Here is a 20,384-nt window from a genome sequence, read left to right on the forward strand (position 1 = left end):
GGGTCCGGATCGGGTGCCAACCTCCCAGGTGGACCGCATCACCCCCGGCCGTCCACGGGTGCCCGGTCCGGGACGGCTCGCGCCCGGCCCGGAACCCCGGGCGCCCGGTCGGCCACGAGCAGGGCACGGCACGCCAGGCCAGGCCTCATGCGGGCCCCTCGGGCAGCTCGCGGAACAGGTTGGCCATCTCCAGGGCGGCCAGCGCCGCCTCGGCCCCCCGGTCGCCCGCCCGCAACCCCGTGCGGTCGAGGGCCTGCTCCAGGGTCTCGCAGGTGAGCACCCCGAAGATCACCGGCACGCCGGTGGCGAGGCCCGCCTGCATCAACCCCTGGGCCGCGGCACCGGCCACGTATTCGAAGTGGGCCGTCTCCCCCTTGAGCACCGCCCCCAGGGCGACGATCGCGTGGTAGCGCCGGGTCGCCGCCAGGCGGCGGGCCGTCACCGGCAGCTCGAAGGAGCCGGGCACCCAGACCACGTCCACGGCCTCGGCCGGCACGCCGTGGCGGCGCAGCGCCTCCTGGGCGCCCGTCAGAAGGGCCTCCGTGATGGGGCGGTTGTACCGTGCCACCACCAGCGCCAGACGGATCCCGCCAGGGTTCAGCCTTCCCTCGTAGACCGCCATGGCTCCTCCCCTCCGCTCTCCGCAGCGCCTTCCGCGGCCCGCGCCACCCCGGCCGCGTCCGGGGCACCCGCGCCGGTGCCGGCGTGCAGGTCGACCTGGACGGTCGGCGCCGCCTCCTCGAAGGGGGCCCCCGGTGCGGCCGGGAACAGGCGCTGCTCGGGGTCCTCCGGCCCGGGTTCCCCGGCCGGTTCGTCCGGTCCGCCGATCCAGTGCCCCAACCGGCGGCGCTTCGCCAGCAGGTAGCGGCGGTTCTCCCGACGCCACACCGGCGGCAGCGGCACCCGCTCCACCACCCGGATGCCGTAGCGTTCCAGCTGCGCCAGCTTGTCCGGGTTGTTGGTCAGCAGGCGGACGGCCTCGACGCCCAGGGCGCGGAGGATCTGAGCCGCCGCGGCGTAGTCCCGCGCATCGACGGGCAGGCCCAGGGCCTGGTTGGCCTCCACCGTGTCCAGGCCCCCGTCTTGCAGCTGGTAGGCCTGAAGCTTGGCCACCAGGCCCACGCCCCGTCCCTCCTGTTGGAGGTACACCAGCACGCCCCGGCCCTCGCGGGCGATGGCCGCCAACGCCGCCTGCAGCTGGTCGCCGCAGTCGCAGCGCAGCGACCCGAAGACGTCACCGGTGAGGCACTGGCTGTGCAACCGGACCAGGACGGGCGCCGGGTCGGTGCCGGCAGGGCGCGGCGCCGGATCCGATGGCGCCGGTGCGCCGCCCGGGGTCATGGCCCCGGAGCGCCCGTCCGGCGCAGGGAGACCCCCGGCGCCCTCCGGGTCCTGGGACGGGATCGGGCCCTCCCACCCGAGGGTCAGGGCGAGGTGGACGGCGCCGCTGGGGCCGTACTCGAAGGCCAGCAGCCGGAACGGGCCGTACGGGGTGGGCAGGCGGGTGGCGGCCACCGGCCGCACCAGGCGCTCCCGCCGCACGCGGTAGGCGAGCACGTCGGACACCCGCACCCACGGCAAGCCGTGGTAGGCAGCCCACGCGACGATGGCGTCCGGCCTGGCCGCCTCGCCGTCGGGCCCCAGGATCTCGCAGATCGCCGCCACGGGCTCGAGTCCGGCCAACCGCATCAGGTCGACGGCGGCCTCGGTGTGGCCGCGCCGCTGGAGGACGCCCCACGGCCGCGCCCGCAAGGGGAACACGTGACCCGGACGGACCAGGTCCCCCGGTCGGCTGGCCGGATCGGCCAGGACCCGCAGCGTCCGCGCCCGGTCGGCGGCGGAGATGCCGGTGGTGACGCCCTGCCGCGCGTCGACCGAGACGGTGAAGGGCGTCCCCATGGGATCGCCGGGCGGATTTACCATCAGGGGGAGATCCAGGGCCTGGCAGCGTGCCTCCGCCATGGCGGCGCAGATCAGCCCCCGCCCCCACTGCAGCATGAAGTTGACGTGGGCCGGGGTGGCGTGCTGGGCGGCCACCACCAGGTCGCCCTCGCCCTCCCGGTCGGCGTCGTCGAGCACCACCGCCATGCCGCCCGCCCGCAGCGCCGTCAGGGCCGCCTCCACCCGGGCCACGGGATCGCCGGCGCCCGCGCCGTCGGGCGTCGCGCTCGAGCACGGGCCGGGGCCGGCCGCCCCGTGGCCGTCCGGCGCCGCGTCGTCCTCCGCGCCCCCGGTCCCGCGCCCCCGCGGGCCGGCGCCGCCGGCGCCGGCGCTCACCGCATGCCACCGCATGAGATAACGGGCCAGGCCGTCGACCTCAAGGTTCACTCGGTCCCCCACCCGCCGCCGCCCCAGGGTGGTGCGCTCCAGGGTGTGGGGGATCAGGGCGACGGTGAACCGGTTCCCCTCGACGGAGACGACGGTCAGGCTGACCCCGTCCACCGCCACCGAGCCCTTGGGCGCGAGAAAGGGCACCAGCGCCTCCGGCGCCTCCACCGCCATCCGCACCTCGCCACCGTGCCGGGCGACGGCGCGCACCGTGCCCGTCCCGTCGACGTGGCCGTGGACCAGATGGCCGCCCACCGGCTCTCCCCAGCGCAGGGCGGGTTCGAGGTTGACCACGTCGCCCGCCCGCAGATCGCCCAGGGTCGTCCGCCGCAGGGTTTCGGACACCGCCGTAAAGGTGAGCCGCCCGCCGTCGGCCGCCGTCACCGTGAGGCACACCCCATTGACCGCCACGCTGTCCCCCGGGCGGGCGCCGTCGAGAAACGGCGCCTCGACCTCGAGCTCGACGCCGCCGTCGACCCTGCGCACCGCGACGCACCGACCGGTCCCGGCGACGATGCCCGTGAACATCCGGTCCACCTCCTCCGGGTCTCGACCCGCACCGGGCGTCCATCCGTCGGATCCGGCCCGCACCCCGCCACGCCCCTCAGCGTGGGCGGCCGCCTCCGGCCGGGCCCGCCGGGCCCCCGGCCGGCGCAGGGACCCCGGGGCCTCGCGCCGGTCCCGCCGGCGCGGGGTGGACGGCGGAGCCCGGCGGCGCCGCTCCCGGTCCGGGCGCGGCGCGGTCCTCCAGGGTCACGGGGTCGTTGAGGTAACCGCCGACCAGCCAATCTCGCCCCAGCCGGCGGGCGGACACCCGCGTCAGGACCGGCGCCTCGTCCATCCGGTCCACGCCCTGCCCGCCGATAGGCCCGGGGGCGGCCTCGCCGCCGACCAGCTTGGGTGCCACCAGGGCCACCACGCGGTCCACCAGCTCCGCGCCGAAGAAGGCACCGTGAACCGTGGCGCCGCCCTCGACCAGCAGGTGGACGATGCCCTCGGCGGCCAGCGTTCGTAGCAGGTGGGGCAGGGACACGCGGCCGTCGGGGCCGGCGGGGATGGTCAGGATGCGGGCGCCGGCGACTTCGAGGCGCCGGACCCGCTGGGCCGGGGCGGCCGGGGTGACGGCCACCCAGGTCGGAGCCGGCGAGCGGCGGACCACCTGGACCACCCGGGCGGTGGGGGGCGTGCGGGCATGGCTGTCGAGGACGATGCGGATCGGGTCGCGGCCGCCCGGATGCAGCCGGACGGTGAGCTGCGGGTCGTCGGCGAGGACCGTGCCCACGCCGACCAGGATGGCGTCGACGCGGTCCCGCAGGCGGTGGACCCACCGGCGGGCCCGGGCCCCGCTCACCCAGCGGCTGTCGCCGCGGACGGTGGCGATCCGCCCGTCCAGCGTCATCGCATACTTGGCGGTGACCATCGGTCGACCCAGCCGGCGGTGGACGATGTACGCCTCGTTCAGCCGCCGGGCCGCGGCCTCTTCCAAGCCCACGGCCACGTCGATGCCGGCGGCGGCCAGGACCGCTATGCCCTTGCCGGCGACCCGCGGGTCCGGGTCGGGCATGGCCACCACCACCCGGCGCAGGCCGGCCGCGATGAGGGCGTCGGTGCACGGCGGGGTGCGGCCGTGGTGGCAGCACGGCTCCAAGGTCACGTAGAGGGTGGCCCCCCGCGCCTGGGGCCCGGCCATGCGCAGCGCCTCCACCTCGGCGTGGGGCGCACCCGCCCGCCGGTGGAAGCCCTCGCCGACCACCGTCCCCTCGCGGACGACCACGGCCCCGACCATCGGGTTCGGATGGGTCCGGCCGCGGGCTCGGGCCGCCAGCTCCAGCGCCCGCCGCATGAACGCCCGGTCGGCGGGCGTCCAGGCCTGCGGGCGGGCCGCCGCGCCGGCCGGCACGCCGGCCGTCCCGCCGTCCGCCGGCGGCTCGCCGTTCCCGCCGGCGGCGGCGGCAAGGGGCACATCCATGGACCTCAACTCCCTCGCAGCGGATGCGGCATGCACCGGGCGGGGCAAGGGTGGGGAGACGGGGAGGGAGGGTGCTGCCGGGACGCCCGCCGCCGGGCGCGGGGCGCCCGCCGCCGGGCGGCGGCCCCTCCTTGGACACGCGCGCATGCCGGCACCCGGCGACGCCGAGAACCGCCCGGGCACCACCAAGACGGAAGAAACCCCGCGGCACCACCAAGACGGAAACCGCCCCGGGCACCACCGGGGCGGGACGCAGGCGGGTCCTCGACTGGCCGAGCGACGCGGACAGCCGCGGCCCCTGCCTCCTTCTCCCGTCCGGACTATACCGTCGGCGCCGGGATCGCACCGGCTCCTGCCCCGGGCGGCGTCGACCGCGCCGCCCGGCGGCTCGCGGGCTCGTCGTGGCGCCACGGGCGCCACGCATCACCGCCGGTCGGGAATTGGTGCCCCGGGGAACCGACCGCATGCCGGTCCCCGGTCACCTCACCCTGCCCCGAAGGAGACACGGACTGGCCAACGACCTCTGGGATTGTGACGCCGTTCACAAACGTCTGCTTCAATGCTGTTCGCGGCCGACCGCCGAACTCCTGCCGACCCCGCCCCCCGTCCTCGATCGCGATGGCGGGATGGCGGGAGCCGGTGAAGCCCGGCGGCCCGAGCCGGCCCAGCCCGGCAGCCGGAGCCCGGCCTCGACCGGCGGGCCCTTCGCGGCGCGGTCCCTCCCGAGACGCCGGCCGCTGCCGGCGAGCCGGCGGATGCCGGCGTCTAGCCCCTCGCGGCGGTCGGCCCGTCCGGGCCCGGCACGTCGAGGGTGATGTCGCGGCGGAACTGGCGACCCGGGAAGTCGATGCGGGCCACCGCCTCGTAGGCCCGGCGGCGCGCCTCCGCCAGGGTGGGCCCGCGGGCCGTGACGCCGACCACGCGGCCGCCGGCCGTCACCCAGCGGCCCCCCTCCCGCCGCGTTCCCGCGTGGTCGATCCACACCCCCGGCAGCGCCGCCGCCTCCTCGAGGCCGGTGATGGGCAGGCCGCGGGCCGGTTCGTCCGGGTATCCCGGGGCCGCCAGCACGACGCACACCGCCGCGTCGGGCCACCACGTGGGGGCCGCGGCGGGCAGGCGGCCCGTCGCCACCTCCCAGCACAGGGCGGCCAGGTCCGTGGCCAGCCGCGGGATCAGCACCTGAGCCTCGGGATCGCCCCAGCGGCAGTTGAACTCCAGCACCTGGGGCCCCGCGGCGGTCAGCATCAGCCCGGCGTACAGCACGCCGCGGAAGGGACGGCCCTCCGCCGCCAGGCCCGCCACCGCGGGCTCGAGGATGCGCCGGCGGATCTGGTCCAGAAGCTCCGACGTCACGTCGGGCACCGGCGAGAAGGCGCCCATGCCGCCCGTGTTGGGTCCGCGATCGCCGTCCGCGAGGCGCTTGTAGTCCCGGGCCGGCGCCAGCGGGTGCACCCGTTCGCCGTCGGTGATCGCCAGCACCGAGACCTCCCGGCCCTCCAGCCGCTCCTCGATGACCACCCGCCGACCGGCCGTCCCCAGGGCGCCCTGGCGCATCAGGCGGTGGACGGCGGCCCGCGCCGCCGCCGCGTCGGCGCAGACGAACACACCCTTGCCCGCCGCCAGCCCGTCGGCCTTGACCACCCACGGTCCGGGGTTGCGCCGCAGGAAGTCCTCGGCCTCCGCCGGGTCGTCGAAGACGCGCCCGGCCGCGGTGGGGATGCCGTGCCGGGCCATGAAGGCCTTGGCGAAGGCCTTGCTGCCCTCGATGCGGGCGGCCGCCTGCCGCGGTCCGAAGACGGCGATGCCCGCCGCCTCCAGCCGGTCGGCGAGCCCGGCCACCAGCGGGGCCTCGGGGCCCACCACCACCAGGTCCACCCTCCGGGCAGCCAGCCGGCGCACCGCGTCGTCCAGGTCCAGCGGATCGCCGCCTAGGCATTCGACCCCCGACGCGGCCATGCCGTCGCTGCCCGGGAGCGCCAGCACGCGCTGGACCCGGGGGCTGCGGAGCAGCGCCCGGGCCAGGGCGTGCTCCCGCCCACCGCTGCCGACGATGGCGACGCGCATCGCAACGCCCCCCAATTCTCATTCCGGCACCGCCTGGGCCGCCGGTGCCGCGATGCTCGCTCCTGCCGCGCCGGGCCCGGCTGCCGGTGCCAGGGGTGGCCCTTCCCGCGCCGGGCCCGGCTGCCGGTGCCGGGGTGCCTCTTCCAGCGCCGGCCCCACGCCGGCCCCGGGCCGGCGGGCCCGGGGCCGGCGGCGGCCGCCTCCGTGCCGGAAGGGGCGGCCTCAGTGCCGGAAGTGGCGCCGGCCGGTGAACACCATGGCGATGCCCGCGGCGTCGGCGGCGGCGATCACCTCGCGGTCCCGCACCGAGCCGCCCGGCTGGACGATGGCGGCGATCCCGGCGGCCGCCGCCCGCTCCACCGCATCGGGGAAGGGGAAGAAGCCGTCGGAGGCCAGCACCGCCCCCCTCGCCCCCGTGCCCGCCTGCGCCAGCGCCTGTTCCACCGCCCGGACGCGGCTGGTCTGGCCGGCGCCGATGCCCAGGGTCTGCCAGCCGCCCTCCGGGTGGGCGGCCGCCACCACGATGGCGTTGGACCGGCACGCCTTGACGGCCCGCCAGGCGAAGTCCAGGGCCTCCCATTGGGCGGCGGTGGGCACCGCCCGGGTCACCGGCCGCCACGTGGCGCGGACGTCCCGCGGGATCGGGGGGTCCGCCTCCTGGATCAGCCAGAGGGGACCGCCGCCGCGCACCTCCCACGCCGCCACCCCCGACCCCGACGGCGTCCCGACCGGCACCCCGCCTCCGTCCGCCGCCAGCACCCGCAGGTTCCTGCGCCGCGCCAGGATCGCCAGCGCCTCGGAGGGGACGGCCGGCGCCACCACCACCTCGAGGAAGACCTCGGCCAGCACCTCGGCCGTCGCGGTATCCAGGGGCCGGTTGAAGGCGACGATCCCGCCGAAGATCGACTCCGGATCGGCATCCCGCGCCCGCCGGAAGGCCTCCGCGGGGGTCGGCGCGGCGCCGACGCCGCAGGGGGTGGCGTGCTTGACCGCCACCGCCGCCGGCCGATCGAACTCCTGCACCGCCCGCCAGGCCGCCAGGGCGTCGAGCCAGTTGTTGTACGACATCGGCTTGCCCTGGTGCTGGACGAACCCGGCCGCCGGCGGCCGGTGGTCGGCGGTCCGCCCGGGCGGGGCGCCGGCGGGAGCCGCCCGCAGGGCCGCGGGCGGTCGCACGTGACCCGCCCCGGAGACGGCGCCGGCCGGCGCCTGCTCCTCCGCGGGCGCACCGCCGGGGCCGGCACCGGACGGGTCGGGCGCCGCTTGGCCCTCCGCGGGCGCCCCGTCCGCGCGGGCACCGTCGTCGGAGCCGGCCGGGGCGTCGACGGCGGCCGGCTCCGGGACCGCCAGCCGGTAGAGCGCCGCGCGCTGGTGAGGGTTCTCCCCGTACCGCAGCACGGCCTCGAGCCGCAAGGGCAGGACCAGCGGGTCGGGCCACCCCGCCTCGTCCCGGGCCTCGCCCTCGCCGGCCAGGACGGTCGCGATCAAGGCGTCGTAGAAGGCGGTGTGGCGGAACGCCTTCACCGCCAGCACCCGCCGCAGGGCGCTGGGCACGCCGTCCGCCCGCCCGAGGGCTTCCGCCACCCGGGGGTAGTCGGCGGGATCCACCAGCACGACGACGTCGGGCCAGTTCTTCGCCGCCGCCCGGATCAGGGCCGGCCCGCCGATGTCGATCTGTTCCCGCAGCGCCTCGCCGGCCGCCCCGGTGGCGGCGGCTTCGGCGAAGGGGTACAGGTTGACCGCCACCAGGTCGACGGGGACGATCCCGTGGTCCTCGAGGGCGGCCATGTCGTCCGGGCGGTGGCGCCGGGCCAGGATGCCCGCGTGGATGGCCGGGTGCAGGGTCTTGACCCGGCCGTCCAGCAGCTCGGGGAACCCCGTCACCTGCGCCACGGGGATCACCGGCAGGCCGGCCGCCGCCAGCGCCCGGGCCGTGCCCCCCGTGGAGACCAGATCCCATCCCCGTTCGTGCAGCACCCGGGCGAACGCGACGATGCCCGTCTTGTCGGCGACGCTGAGCAGGGCCCGGGGCCGGCGCGCCGCAGCCGCCCTGGCCCCCGGGGCCCCGGCGGCGGGGCCGGGCCGGTCCCCCGTCTCGGCCGTCCCGGCCGCCACGCCCCGATGGGCCCCTTCCGTGGTGCGCGTCCCTCGGATCAACGCCATCGACCTCCATCGCCGGCCTTCCAAGGTGGCCTTCCACGGCCATCCGGCCCCTGCGCCCCGGCCTCCCGCCACGGCCGCCCCGCGGGCCCCAGGAGCCGCACCCGCCGTCCCTCGACCCGGACCCGTCCCGTGGCGACCAGCCGCACGGCCGCCGGGTAGAGGCGGTGCTCCACCGCCTGGATGCGGCGGTGCAGGGTCGCGGCGTCGTCGCCCTCCAGCACGGGCACGGGGGCTTGGAGCAGGATGGGCCCGGTGTCCACCCCCTCGTCCACGAAGTGGACGGTGCACCCCGTGACCTTGACCCCGTGCGCCAGGGCCTGCTGCGGGGCGTCCTTGCCCGGGAAGGCCGGCAGCAGCGAGGGGTGGACGTTGAGGATGCGGTTCCGGTACGCCGCGACGACGGCCGGCCCCAGGATGCGCATGAATCCCGCCAGCACCACCAGATCCGGGCGCCAGCGCCCCAGCTCGGCGAGGATCGCCCGGTCCCAGGCCGACCGGTCCCCGACGGCGCCGGATGGGCCGCCGTCCCGCCGCCCCCCGGTGCCACCGCCGCGGGCGTCGGTCCGCCCCCCGGTCTCGCCGGGCGCCCGCGGGCCGCCGGGCCGGACCCGGCCGCCGGCCTGGGCCTGGATCGGCGCTCCCCTTCCGGACGAACCGGCCCGGTCCGCGGCCGCCATCCCGCCGTCGGGCCGGATCAGCACCGCCGGCTTGCCCGCCGCCCGGGCCCGGTCCAGCGCCCCCGCCCCGGGACGATCCGACAGGACCGCCACGATGCGGCCGCCCAGGCGCCCCCGCCGCTCGGCGTCCAGCAGCGCCTGCAGGTTCGTCCCGGCGCCCGAGGCCAGCACGACGATCCGGCACGCGTCGGCAGGCGCCAAGCCCCTCATCCCCCGGCGACCGGATCCGCGCCCGGTGGCGGATCGAAGGTGACGCCCCGCGGCCCGGCCGCGATCCGCCCGATCACGGGCACCTCCTCGCCCAGCACCGCGGCCGCCGCGCGGGCCGCCGCCGGCGCCTGGGCCTGGGGCACCACCACCGTGAACCCGATGCCCAGGTTGAACACCCGCGCCATCTCGCCCCAGGCCACGGGGCCGCGGCGCTGGATCCACCGGAAGAGGGGCGGGACCGCCCAGCGCCCCCAGTGGATGACGGCCCGGCACCCCTCCGGCAGCGTGCGCGGCACGTTGCCCGGCAGCCCGCCACCCGTGATGTGGGCCATGGCGCGCACGTCGAACTCCGCCAGCAGCCGCCGGACCGCGGCGGCGTAGATCCGGGTCGGCACCAGCGCCGCCTCGGCCAGGGTGCGGCCCGTCCCGGGCAGCGGGTCGTCCCAGCGGGCGCCGGCGGCCGCCACCACCTGCCGGATCAGGGAGAACCCGTTGCTGTGGGGACCCGAGGCGGGCAGCCCCAGGATCGCGTCGCCCGGCTGGACCCTGCGCCCGTCGACGAGGCGGTCCGCGGCCACCCATCCGACGGCGAAGCCCGCCAGCTCCATGCCGCCCGGCGGAAGCAGCCCCGGCATCGCCGCCGTCTCGCCGCCCAGCAGGGCACAACCGACCTCGCGGCACGCGTCGGCCATGCCCCGCACCACCCTCGCCACCCGTTCCGCGTCGAGCCGCTCCACGGCCACGTAGTCGAGGAAGAAGAGGGGCTCCGCCCCGTGGACCAGCAGGTCGTTGACGTTCATCGCCACCAGGTCGCGGCCGATGGCCTCCAGGGCGTCGCACTCCAGGGCCACCGCCAGCTTGGTGCCGACGCCGTCGCAGGTCGCCGCCAGCAGGACCTGCCCCTCCCACCGGAAGAACCCGGCGAAGCCGCCCAGGCCGCCCACCACCTCGGCCCGGCGGGCCCGGGCTGCCTCGCGGGCGATGCGGCCGACGACGGCCTCCGCCGCGTCCAGGTCCACGCCGGCGCCCCGGTAGGTCAGGGCGTCCCTCCCCTGCCCGGCGTGCCGGTCCGTCACGGTGCACCCCTCCCGGATCCCCTGGCCACCGGCCGGCGTCGGTCCTTGCCGCCCGGGTCCAGCGGATAGGCGCCGGTGAAGCAGCCGAGGCAGAGGTTGGCCGCGGGCCGCCCCGTGGCGGCCACCACCTGCTCCAGCGAGAGGAACGCCAGGGAGTCGGCGCCGAGGGCCCGGCCCACCGCCTCCGGCGACCGGCCGGCGGCCAGGAGTTCCCCGGGCGTGTTGGTGTCGACGCCGAAGTGACACGGGAAGCGGTAGGGCGGGGCCGTGATGCGTAGGTGGACCTCCCGGGCCCCCGCCTCCCGCAGGGCGGCCACGAGCCAGCGGGCGGTGGTGCCCCGCACCAGGGAATCGTCCACCAGCACCACCCGGCGGCCCGCCACGACGTCGGGCACGGGTCGCAGCTTCAGCCGCACCGCCTCCTCCCGGGACCGCGCGTCGGGACGGATGAAGGTCCGGCCCGCGTACCGGTTCTTCACCAGCCCGAGCTCGTGGGGCAGGCCGGCCGCCTCGGCGTAGCCGGCCGCGGCGGGCAGGCTCGAGTCCGGCACCCCGACCACCACGTCGGCGGGGGCGGGATGCAGCAGGGCGAGGCGCCGCCCCAGCTCCTTGCGGACGGCGTAGACGCTGCGCCCGCCGAAGCGGCTGTCGGGCCGGGCGAAGTAGATGTACTCGAACAGGCAGAAGGCCTCGCGCGCGCCGCCGCGGGCGGCCCGCCCGGGCAGGGGGCCCCGCGCGAGGTCGCGCCCGTCGGTGATCCAGATCCACTGCCCCGGCGGCACCTCGCCCTCGACCCGGCCGCCCGCCGTCTCCAGGGCGCAGCTCTCCGACGCCACGGCCCAGGCGTCGCCGACCCGTCCCAGCACCAGGGGGCGGATGCCCCAGGGATCCCGCGCCGCCAGCAGCCCCCGGGGCGTAAGGACGACCACGGCGAAGGCGCCCCGCACCGCCGCCAGGGCGCGGAGCAGGGCCAGGGGTGGGAGGGGCGGGCCCTGGTCGGCGCCGGTCGCCTCCCCCGCGGGCGTCCCCGGGCGGGCGGGCCCCCCCGCGCGGCCGAGCCCGGCCAGCCGCGCGGCCACGTGGCCGATGATCTCGCTGTCGGCGGTGGTCGCCAGGGTCACGCCGCGCCGAGCCAGCACCTGGCGCCAGCGGACGCCGCCGGCCAGCTGGCCGTTGTGGGCCAGGGCGAAGGCATCGAGACCGCCCGCCGCCACCCCGGGGAAGACCAGGGGCTGGGCGTTCCCGGGCCCGGGGTCGCCGGCGGTGGCGTAGCGCACGTGCCCGATGGCGGCCGCCGCGCCCGGCGGGCACCAGGGGTGATGCCGGGGATCGGGGAAGACCGTCCCCACCAGGCCCGCCGCCTTCCGGACCACGAGGCGCCCGTCCGGGGTCAGGGCGGCGACGCCGGCGCTCTCCTGCCCGCGGTGCTGCAGGGCATGGAGCCCCCGGACGGTCCAGGCCACCGCCTCGGGATGGCCCCAGATGCCGATGATGCCGCATGCCTCCCGCGGGCCGGTTCGTCCAGAAGGCATGGCAGCGCCCCCTCCCACACCGTCCAGAGCTCCGCCACGGGGTCGTCCAGCCAGGTGCGGCCGCCCGCCCGCACCGTGAGCCGCCCTCCCGGCCCGGTCACCGTGCCCAGCAGCCGGCACGGGACGCCGAGCTCCGCCGCCCGGCGCGCCAGCGCCTCCAGGGCTGCCGGATCCACGGCCGCCAGGGCGCGGGCCGGGCCCTCGCCGAAGAACACCGCATCCCACCGACCGGCGGCGGGCTCCCCATCCCGATCGGGGAGGGTGACCGCGACGCCCAGGGCCGTGGCGCCGCCGTCGCCCCCTGGGGGGATCGGGCCGCCGGGGAACGCCATCTTCGCCAGGGCGACCAGCAGGCCCCCTCGCCCGACGGGCCGCGCCGCCACCACCCACCCCTGGGCCACCGCCTCCTGCAGCAGCTGCTGGAGCCGGCGCTGGAGCCTCCAGGGGACCTCGGGCAGCGGACCCTCGACCCGGCCGTGACACCGCTTGTGGTATTCGCTGCCGGCCAGGTGACCGGCCAGCGAGCCCAGCAGGGCCACGGCCAGGCCGGGCTCGGGGAAGAAGCCGCAGGCCCAGCGGCCCGGCGGCGGGATCGCCCCCACCACCCCCACCGCCACCGTCGGGTCGATGTCCCGACCCGCCGTCTCGTTGTACAGGCTGACGTTGCCGCCGGTGACCGGCAGGTCGAGGGCCCGGCACGCGGCCGCCAGGCCGTCGATCAGGCCGGCCAGCTGGCCGTAGACCGCGGGCCGCCGGGGATCGCCCAGGTTGAGGCCGTTGGTCAGCCCCAGGGGCCGCCCACCGACGCAGCTCACCCGCAGGGCCGCCTCGGCCACCGCCAGGGCCGCGCCCCGGTAGGGGTCGACGGCCGCCTGCCGTCCCGTCCCCGCCATGGCCACCGCCAGCAACCGGTCGCTGCCGGGGACCTCCAGCACCGCCGCCGGGCCGGCCCCCGGTCGGAGCCGGGTGCGGCCGCCGACCAGGTGGTCGAACTGGGTGTACACCCAGCCCTTGGCGGCGACGGCCGGAGAGGCCAGCAACCGCCGCAGGGCGGCGCCGAGCGCCGCGGCGTCCGCCAGGTCGGGGATCGGGGCGGAGCCTTCCCCTTCCAGCCGGGTGGGCGGCCCCTCCCGCGGCCGGTCCTCCGGCGACGCCGGGGACCCGGGCCGGGACCCGAAGGGCCCGCGCCGATGGTTCACCGGCGAGCCGCCAGGGTCCCCCGGCAACCCTCGGCCGACCGCCGGCAACGGGCGATGGCCAGCGGGGGAGAGGCCCCGGGCCGCGGTGGCCCCGGGGGAGGCCTCGCCATCGGCGGCGACCGGGGCGACGGCGCCCGCCGCCGGGCCGTCGGCCCTCTCCGCCGCTCCGGCGGACCCGCCCGGCGTCGCCATCACCTCCCGCGGCCCGTACACCGGGGCGCGCCGGGTCAACAGGTCGACGGGGACGTCGGCCACCCGCCGGCCCCGGTGCCGGACCCGCAGGCGCCCATGCCCCTCCAGCCGGCCGACCGTCACCGCCGGCAAGCCCCACCGGCGGGCGATGCGGCGGACCCGGGCCACGCGGGCCGGTTCGACCACCGCCAGCATGCGCTCCTGGGATTCGGCCAGCAGGATCACGTCGGCGGGCAGGTCCGGCTCCCGGAGGGGCACCCGGTCCAGGGTGAGGGTCGCGCCGCACCCCGCCCGGGCCGCCAGCTCGGCCGCCGCCGCACCGAGGCCGCCGGCGCCCAAATCCTGCAGGGCCGCCACCAGCCCGGCTTCGACCATCGCCAGGCACGCCTCGATCAGCACCTTGCCGGCCAGGGGATCGCCCACCTGCACCGCGGGACGGCGGTCGTCCCCGTCCCCGCCCAGGCCCGCCGAGGCGAAGGTCGCCCCATGGACGCCGTCGCGGCCGGTCGGGGGGCCGATCAACACGAGCCGCGCCCCGGGTCCGGCCGCCACGCCCCGCAGCAGCCGGTGGGCGGGGGCGACGCCCACGCAGAGGACGTTGACCAGCGGGTTCGTCCGGTACCCCGGCTCGAAGAGCAGCCGGCCCCCGACCACGGGCACGCCGGTGCAGTTGCCGTAGGCGGCGATGCCCGCCACCACCCCCCGGATCAGCCGCCGCGCGGCGTCGTCCGCGGGGTCGGCGAAGCAGAGGAAGTCCATCAGCGCCACCGGCCGGGCCCCGGCGGCCAGCACGTCCCGCAGGATGCCCCCCACCCCGGTGGCGGCCCCCTGGAAGGGCTCGACGAAGGACGGGTGGTTGTGGGACTCGATGCGGAAGACCACCGCCGTGCCGTCGCCCAGGCCGACGGCGCCCGCGTTCTCGCCGGGCCCCAGCAGCACCTGGGGACCGCGGGTGGGCAGGCGGCCGAGGAGCGGCCTGGAGTGCTTGTAGGCGCAGTGTTCCGACCAGAGGACGCCGATCAGCCCGAGCTCCACCGGGTTCGGCTGCCGTCCCAGCAAGGCGCAGGCCCGCCGGTACTCGGCCGCGGTCAGCCCCACCGCCTCCCAGGGACGGCCGACGGCGCCCTCCATCGCCAGGGCATCGCAGCGATCCAGGGGATCGGGATCGCGGGGGCCGGGGCGTCCCTCGGTCCTAGCGCCCACGGTCTCCACCCCCTTCCCGCCGCCCCCGACCCCTCCCGTCGCCCCCGGGGCCGTCCAGCGCCCGCGGCGGCAGCGGCGGTCCCGACGGAACCCGGGGCGCCGCCCCGGTCGGCGCGGATCGCCCTTGGGGGCGGGCCGGGGCGCGACCCCCTGCCGCCCGATCCGACCGCCGGCCCCCCGCCTCCCGACCCGACCACTGGAGCCCCTCCACCCGACCCGAGCACCGGGCCCCCGCCGCCCGACCCGACCGCCGGGGCTCCGCGGCCCGAGCCGACCGCCGGAGGGTCCACCAGACCTCGGCCTGTTCGGCCCAGGCGGCGAGGAGCGCGAGCCCGTCGCAGGCGCCGCTCCCCGCCACCGCGGAACGCGAGGCCGGTCCGTCCCCCTCCGCGGGTCCGCCGCCGGCGCGACGGGTTCGGGCCGGCCTCCCCGCCGCGCCGCCCGGCGCCTCCGCCGGCCGCCGCTCGGGATGGGGCATGAGGCCGACCACGTTGCCCGTCGCGTTGCAGATGCCCGCTATGTTGGCCACCGAGCCGTTGGGGTTGGCCGCGGGGACCGGCCGTCCCGCGCCGTCAACGTAGCGCAGGATCACCCGCGCACCGCGGCCCGGCACCAGCCGGCCGTCCGGTTCCTCCCCGACGTAGGCCCCCTCGCCGTGGGCGATCTCCAGGCGGACGACCCGGCCGGGAGGGAGCCCCGCCGTCAGGGCCGAGGGCCCCTCGATGCGCACCCACACCGGCCGGCACTGGAACCGGAGCTGCCGGTTGGGCCGCAGGGCGCCCGGCAGCAGGCCGGCCTCGCACAGGATCTGGAATCCGTTGCAGATGCCGAGCACCGGCCCGCCGGCCGCGGCGAAGGCCCGCACTGCCTCCATCACGGGCGTGCGGGCGGCCAGGGCCCCGGGCCGCAGGTAGTCGCCGAAGGCGAAGCCCCCGGGCAGCACCACCCCGGCGAAGGCCCGCAGGTCCCGCCGGCGATGGTCCACGATCTCCACCCGCCGGCCCAGGTCCCGGGCCAGCACGGTGGCCACGTCGACCTCACAGTTGGAGCCCGGGAACCGCACCACCGCCAGGCGCACGCAGGATCCCCCTCACCCGCCGGCTGCACCCCTCGCCCGCCGCCGCGGGCCGGCCCGCCCGCGCCCCCTGCCCGGCGCAGCCGGCGCCGCCGGGACGGGGCCGGGCGTCGGCCCCGCCGCCCCCGCCGCGCCGGCCGGCCCGGGCGTCGCCGCGGGTCGAGCGGTGGCCGGTTCCACCCGCACCCGGAAGACCTCCAGCACGGGGTTCGCCAGCAGCCGCTCCGCCATCGTCCGCACCCGGGCCTCCGCCGCTGCGGCCGTGGGCGCCGTCAGGTCGAGCTCGATCCGCTTGCCCACGCGCACTGCGGCCACTTCGCCGAAGCCCATGGCCCAGAGCGCCGACCGCACCGCCTCCCCCTGGGCGTCCAGGGAGCCGGGGCGCAGGTCCACCTCCACCACCGCGCGGAAGAACCGGCCGGGGCCAGTGGGCGATGTGGCGCCGTCCCCCCGCGTGGCCTCCCCCGCACCGGCGCCCGCCTCGCCGCCTCGGGCGGCGCCGGCGGGCGGGATCCCCCTCCCCGGCCGCCCCGGCTCCACCGGGACCCCCTCCGCCCTCGCCGCCAGCCGGGTCCGCGCCCGGGCTCCAGACCCGCTCATCCCCTCGCCTCCAGGCGCCGCCACACTTCGGCGTAGGCGTCCGCGACGCCGCCCAGGTCGTGGCGGAAGCGGTCCTTGTCCAGGGGTTCGCCCGTCGACCGGTCCCAGAGCCGGCAGGTGTCGGGCGAGATCTCGTCGGCCAGCAGGATGTCGTCGCCGCTGCGCCCGAACTCCAGCTTGAAGTCGACCAGGATCAGGTCGCGCTCGGCCAGGTAGGGCCGCAGGATGCGGTTCACGGCCAGGGCCAGTGCCTCGATCCGGTCCAGCTCCTCCGCGGTGGCGATCCCCAGCAGGCGCACGTGGGCGCGGTTGATCAAGGGGTCGCCCAGATCGTCCCGCTTGTAGTAGAGCTCGAGGACCGGCTCCTCCAGGACCTGCCCCGGGGCGAGCCCCAGGCGGCGGGCCAGGCTGCCGGCGACGACGTTGCGCACCACCACCTCGAGGGGAATGATCGCGACCCGCCGGGCCAGCAGCTCCTGCTCCCCGGCCACCGCCACCAGGTGGGTGGGGACGCCGCCCGCCTCCACCACCCGGAACAGGTGGGCGGCGATGCGGGCGTTGAGGCGCCCCTTCTCGCCGATGGTGCCGCGCTTGCGGCCGTCGAAGGCGGTGGCGTCGTCCTTGAAGTAGATGCGCACCAGACCCGGGTCCGCGGTGGCGTAGACGACCTTCGCCTTGCCCTCGTAGAGGCGCTCGCCCCGCGGGGGGATCTGCGCCTGCGGCAACGCCATGGTGCTCCCCTCCCTGTGGGCGGCCGGCCGCAGCCGGCCGCTGCATCCGATGCCGCGGCATCCGCTGGACCGCGTCCTCGGTCGCCGGCGCACGCCACCGGGCGACGTGGGCGGGCGGCGTGGGCCGACGCGGCCGGGCCGGCCGGGGCAGCGGTCCGGCCCGGGGCGCGACCGGGCGGTCGAACCGGCATCACCCGTCGCCCGTGGCACCCCCGCCGTCGCCGCCCGCCGGCCCCTGGCCGGGACCGTCGCCGGCGGCCGCCTCCCCGCCCGGGCCCGTGGCCGCGCCGCCGGTCGCCCCGGCGCCGCCGGGTCGCGGGGCGGCCCCGCCGCCCCCGTCCGGCAAGAGTCCCGCCCGGCGGAAGATGAAGTCCACGTGGCGCAGGTACGGCTTGGGATCGAACAGGGCCTCGATCTCCGACGGGGACAGCACCGCCCGCACCCGCGGGTCCTCCGCCACCAGCTGGCGGAAGGGCCGCTCCCCCTGCCAGCCGCGCATGGCCAGCTCCTGGACCAGGGCGTAGGCCTCCTCGCGGCGCAGGCCGCGTTCGACCAGCGCCAGGAGCACCCGCTGCGAGAAGATCAGGCCGCCCGTCCGCTCCAGATTGGCGGCCATGGCCGCGGGGTAGACGTGGAGGTCCCGGACGATCTCGGTCAGCAGCGCGGTCATGTAGTCGGCCAGGATCAGGGCGTCGGGCAGGACGATGCGCTCCACGGAGGAGTGGGAGATGTCCCGTTCGTGCCAGAGGGCCTGGTTCTCCAGGGCGCTGACCAGGTAGCCGCGGATCACCCGGGCCAGGCCGGAGATGCGCTCGCACTTCTCGGGGTTGCGCTTGTGGGGCATCGCCGACGAGCCCTTCTGGCCGGCGCGGAAGGGTTCTTCCACCTCGCGCACCTCGGTCCGCTGGAGGTGGCGGATCTCTATGGCCATCTTGTCGTAGGTGCCGGCCAGGATCGCCAGGGCGGCCAGCAGCTCGGCGTGCCGGTCGCGGGCGACGATCTGGCTGGAGACCGTCTCCGGCTCGAGGCCGAGCCGGCGGCAGACGTAGGCCTCCACCCGCGGGTCCACGTGGGCGAAGGTGCCGACGGCGCCGGAGACCTTGCCCACCGCCACGGCCCGCCGCGCCCGGGCCAGCCGCTCCAGGCCGCGGCCCAGCTCGGCGTACCAGAGGGCCAGCTTGACGCCGAAGGTGATGGGCTCGGCGTGGACGCCGTGGGTGCGACCGACCATCACCGTGTCCTTGTGGCGGCGGGCCTGCTCCCCCACGACCTCCCGCAGGGTGCGCACCTCGGCGAGCAGCAGGTCGACGGCCTGGACCAGGTTGACCGCCAGGGCGGTGTCCACCACGTCGGAGGAGGTCAGCCCGTAGTGGACCCAGCGGGCGTCGTCGCCCACCTGCTCGGCGATGGCGGTGGTGAAGGCGATGACGTCGTGGTGGACCCGGCGCTCGATGGCCAGGATGCGCTCCACGTCGATGCGGGCCCGCTGGCGGATGCGGGCGGCGGTTCCCCGGGGCACGGTGCCGAGCTCCTCCCACGCCTCCAGGGCCAGGAGCTCGACCTCGAGCCAGGTGGCGTACTTGTGCTCCAGGGTCCACAGGCGGCCCATGGCGGGCCGCGTGTAGCGCTCGATCATGGGGCCACCGCCCGCCCGGTCGCGGCGGGCGCCTCGCCCTCCTGCCCGGTCGCGACCGCTGCCTCCCCCGCCCGCCCGGACGCGACGGGCGCCTCACCGTGCCGCCCGGTCGCGCCGGCTGCCCCTGGAGCGGCACCGCGACCCGGCCCGCGGGCCCCTGCGGCGGACGAACCGGCCACGCCCCCGGGCGATGCCGGCCGGTCAGCGGCCGCCCCGGCCGGGTGCGCGGCGTGGACCGTCCCGATGCCGGCCGCGGTCGGGGCGGCGTCCGCGGGCGGTGCCGCGGTCGGCACACCGTCGGCCTGCCAGGCGGCGGGATCGCCGGGCGGCGTCACGGCCGCCGGGATCTGGGCCAGCTCCGCCTGGAGCCGCCGATCGGCCTCCGCGACCCGCGCCTGCATCCGCCGGCGGTAGGCCGCCAGCCGCTCCCGCAGGCCGGGATCCTTGAGCGCCAGGATGCGGGCGGCCAGCAGGGCGGCGTTGGCCGCACCGTCCAGGGCCACGGTGGCGACGGGCACGCCGCGCGGCATCTGGGCGGTCGCCAACAGGGCATCGAGCCCCCCCGCCGCCCCGCCCTGCAGCGGCACGCCGATGACCGGCAGCAGCGTGTGGGCGGCCACCACGCCCGCCAGGTGGGCGGCGCTGCCCGCGGCGGCGATCAGCACCTCCAGGCCCCGGTCGGCCGCCGAGGCGGCGTAGCGGGCGACCCGGTCGGGCGTGCGGTGGGCGGAGGCCACGGTGGCTTCGAAGGGGATGCCCAGGTCGTTCAGCACCTCGAAGGCCTGGCGGAGGATGGGGAGGTCGGAGTCGCTGCCCATGAGGATGCCGACCCGGGGGATGCGGCCGCCGGACTCGGCGTCCTGGGTCGGTGGGTTCGGCGTCGCTTCGGCTGCCACGGCCGTCCCTCCTCGTGGCGATCTCGTGCCGATCTCGTGGCGATCTCGTGGCGACCGCGCGGCGACCTGTTGGCGATCGGGTCCCCCTCCCCCCGCCCGCCGGGCGCGGGACCTCGGGCCCGCCGATGCCGGCGGCCGGGGATCGCCGCCGCAGGGTCGCGTCGCGGGGGACGCGAAAAACGTTCGTCCTCTACAACACGTTTTCTTGTCACTTACGATTTCATCGGCACCAGTATCGAATGTCAATCCCCAGGATTCGCGAAGAATGTTCGGATTCACCTTCCCACCCCGCCCGCCGGGGAGGAGCGGGCCATCGGAAGAGGAACCCTGGGATTGGCGGCCCCTGGGCCGAGGGCCCGCCCAGGGCCCCGGGTCCGCCGAGGGCAGGCCGCCGACGGCGGCCCGCCCGGAAGGGATCGCGGAGGGAGGCACGCTCATGCTCGTCGTGATCAACCGCATCTGGCCGGAGCCCGGGAGCGAGCGACGCCTCGAGGAGGCCTTCGCGCGCGCCCCTGCCATGAAGGATGTGCCCGGCTGCCTGGGCTTCGAGTTCTGGCGGCGGCAGCCCGCTGCGCCCGCCGGCCACCCCGGGCAGGCCGATCCGACCGCCGCGGCGCCCGACGCCGGGCCGACCGGGGAACCCCGCCGGGCCGAGTACCTGGTGGTCACCCGGTGGGCGTCCCGCGAGGCCTTCGAGGCGTGGCGGCGCAGCCCCCACTTCCAGCACGCCCACCGCGACCCGTCGGCCTCCGCCGGTGCGCGCAGCGAGCTGGTGATGTACGAGGTGCTGCGCCAGGCCTGAGGCCGCGGCCGGCAGCCCGCCTCCGAGCCCG

At 77.9% G+C, this 20,384-nt stretch carries 15 protein-coding genes; 1 reads left to right on the forward strand and 14 read right to left on the reverse strand.

The genetic code is table 11. The features are described from left to right. Positions 1 to 145 precede the first annotated feature (145 nt). The 14 genes from ribH to purE form a co-directional block, all read right to left on the reverse strand. Positions 146 to 622, reverse strand: coding sequence for a 6,7-dimethyl-8-ribityllumazine synthase (ribH, locus tag Q5761_RS07225; RefSeq protein WP_318750042.1), 477 nt, complete (start codon positions 620 to 622; stop codon positions 146 to 148). Then, complete coding sequence (gene ribB, locus Q5761_RS07230; RefSeq protein ID WP_318750043.1) at positions 598 to 2,856, reverse strand: 3,4-dihydroxy-2-butanone-4-phosphate synthase; 2,259 nt, start codon at positions 2,854 to 2,856, stop codon at positions 598 to 600. The genes ribH and ribB overlap by 25 nt, the downstream gene beginning before the upstream one ends. A gap of 76 nt (positions 2,857 to 2,932) precedes the next feature. Next, the gene (ribD, locus tag Q5761_RS07235) at positions 2,933 to 4,297 is read right to left on the reverse strand and encodes a bifunctional diaminohydroxyphosphoribosylaminopyrimidine deaminase/5-amino-6-(5-phosphoribosylamino)uracil reductase RibD (protein ID WP_318750044.1); all 1,365 of its coding nucleotides are present in this window, start codon (positions 4,295 to 4,297) and stop codon (positions 2,933 to 2,935) included. A gap of 765 nt (positions 4,298 to 5,062) precedes the next feature. After that, positions 5,063 to 6,361 carry a phosphoribosylamine--glycine ligase gene (gene purD / locus Q5761_RS07240; RefSeq protein WP_318750045.1) on the reverse strand — a complete coding sequence of 433 codons (1,299 nt, stop codon included), beginning with the start codon at positions 6,359 to 6,361 and terminating at the stop codon, positions 5,063 to 5,065. A gap of 222 nt (positions 6,362 to 6,583) precedes the next feature. Further along, a complete protein-coding gene (locus tag Q5761_RS07245; protein ID WP_318750046.1) occupies positions 6,584 to 8,518 on the reverse strand; it encodes a bifunctional phosphoribosylaminoimidazolecarboxamide formyltransferase/IMP cyclohydrolase in 1,935 nt (644 codons plus the stop codon). Then, entirely contained in the window at positions 8,515 to 9,402 is an 888-nt protein-coding gene (gene purN, locus Q5761_RS07250; protein WP_318750047.1) for a phosphoribosylglycinamide formyltransferase, read from the reverse strand. The genes Q5761_RS07245 and purN overlap by 4 nt, the downstream gene beginning before the upstream one ends. 5 nt (positions 9,403 to 9,407) lie before the next feature. Then, entirely contained in the window at positions 9,408 to 10,487 is a 1,080-nt protein-coding gene (purM, locus tag Q5761_RS07255) for a phosphoribosylformylglycinamidine cyclo-ligase (protein WP_318750048.1), read from the reverse strand. Further along, on the reverse strand, positions 10,484 to 11,980 hold the full coding sequence (gene purF, locus Q5761_RS07260; RefSeq protein ID WP_318751626.1) for an amidophosphoribosyltransferase: 1,497 nt from the start codon (positions 11,978 to 11,980) through the stop codon (positions 10,484 to 10,486). Before purF ends, purM begins: the two co-directional genes overlap by 4 nt. Then, positions 11,878 to 14,613 carry an AIR synthase-related protein gene (locus Q5761_RS07265; RefSeq protein WP_318750049.1) on the reverse strand — a complete coding sequence of 912 codons (2,736 nt, stop codon included), beginning with the start codon at positions 14,611 to 14,613 and terminating at the stop codon, positions 11,878 to 11,880. The genes purF and Q5761_RS07265 overlap by 103 nt, the downstream gene beginning before the upstream one ends. After that, complete coding sequence (gene purQ / locus Q5761_RS07270) at positions 14,603 to 15,691, reverse strand: phosphoribosylformylglycinamidine synthase I (protein WP_318750050.1); 1,089 nt, start codon at positions 15,689 to 15,691, stop codon at positions 14,603 to 14,605. The genes Q5761_RS07265 and purQ overlap by 11 nt, the downstream gene beginning before the upstream one ends. A 12-nt stretch (positions 15,692 to 15,703) precedes the next feature. Then, on the reverse strand, positions 15,704 to 16,288 hold the full coding sequence (gene purS, locus Q5761_RS07275; RefSeq protein WP_318750051.1) for a phosphoribosylformylglycinamidine synthase subunit PurS: 585 nt from the start codon (positions 16,286 to 16,288) through the stop codon (positions 15,704 to 15,706). After that, on the reverse strand, positions 16,285 to 17,019 hold the full coding sequence (purC, locus tag Q5761_RS07280) for a phosphoribosylaminoimidazolesuccinocarboxamide synthase (protein ID WP_318750052.1): 735 nt from the start codon (positions 17,017 to 17,019) through the stop codon (positions 16,285 to 16,287). Before purC ends, purS begins: the two co-directional genes overlap by 4 nt. 190 nt (positions 17,020 to 17,209) lie before the next feature. Further along, complete coding sequence (gene purB / locus Q5761_RS07285) at positions 17,210 to 18,655, reverse strand: adenylosuccinate lyase (RefSeq protein ID WP_318750053.1); 1,446 nt, start codon at positions 18,653 to 18,655, stop codon at positions 17,210 to 17,212. Continuing rightward, on the reverse strand, positions 18,652 to 19,551 hold the full coding sequence (gene purE, locus Q5761_RS07290; RefSeq protein ID WP_318750054.1) for a 5-(carboxyamino)imidazole ribonucleotide mutase: 900 nt from the start codon (positions 19,549 to 19,551) through the stop codon (positions 18,652 to 18,654). Before purE ends, purB begins: the two co-directional genes overlap by 4 nt. A 436-nt stretch (positions 19,552 to 19,987) precedes the next feature. Between purE and Q5761_RS07295 the strand changes: the two genes are divergently transcribed. Further along, the gene (locus Q5761_RS07295) at positions 19,988 to 20,353 is read left to right on the forward strand and encodes an antibiotic biosynthesis monooxygenase (protein ID WP_318750055.1); all 366 of its coding nucleotides are present in this window, start codon (positions 19,988 to 19,990) and stop codon (positions 20,351 to 20,353) included. The last annotated feature ends 31 nt before the right edge of the window (positions 20,354 to 20,384 follow it).

The sequence above is a fragment of the Thermaerobacter composti genome (assembly GCF_033582035.1).
Classification (GTDB): domain Bacteria; phylum Bacillota; class Sulfobacillia; order Thermaerobacterales; family Thermaerobacteraceae; genus Thermaerobacter; species Thermaerobacter composti.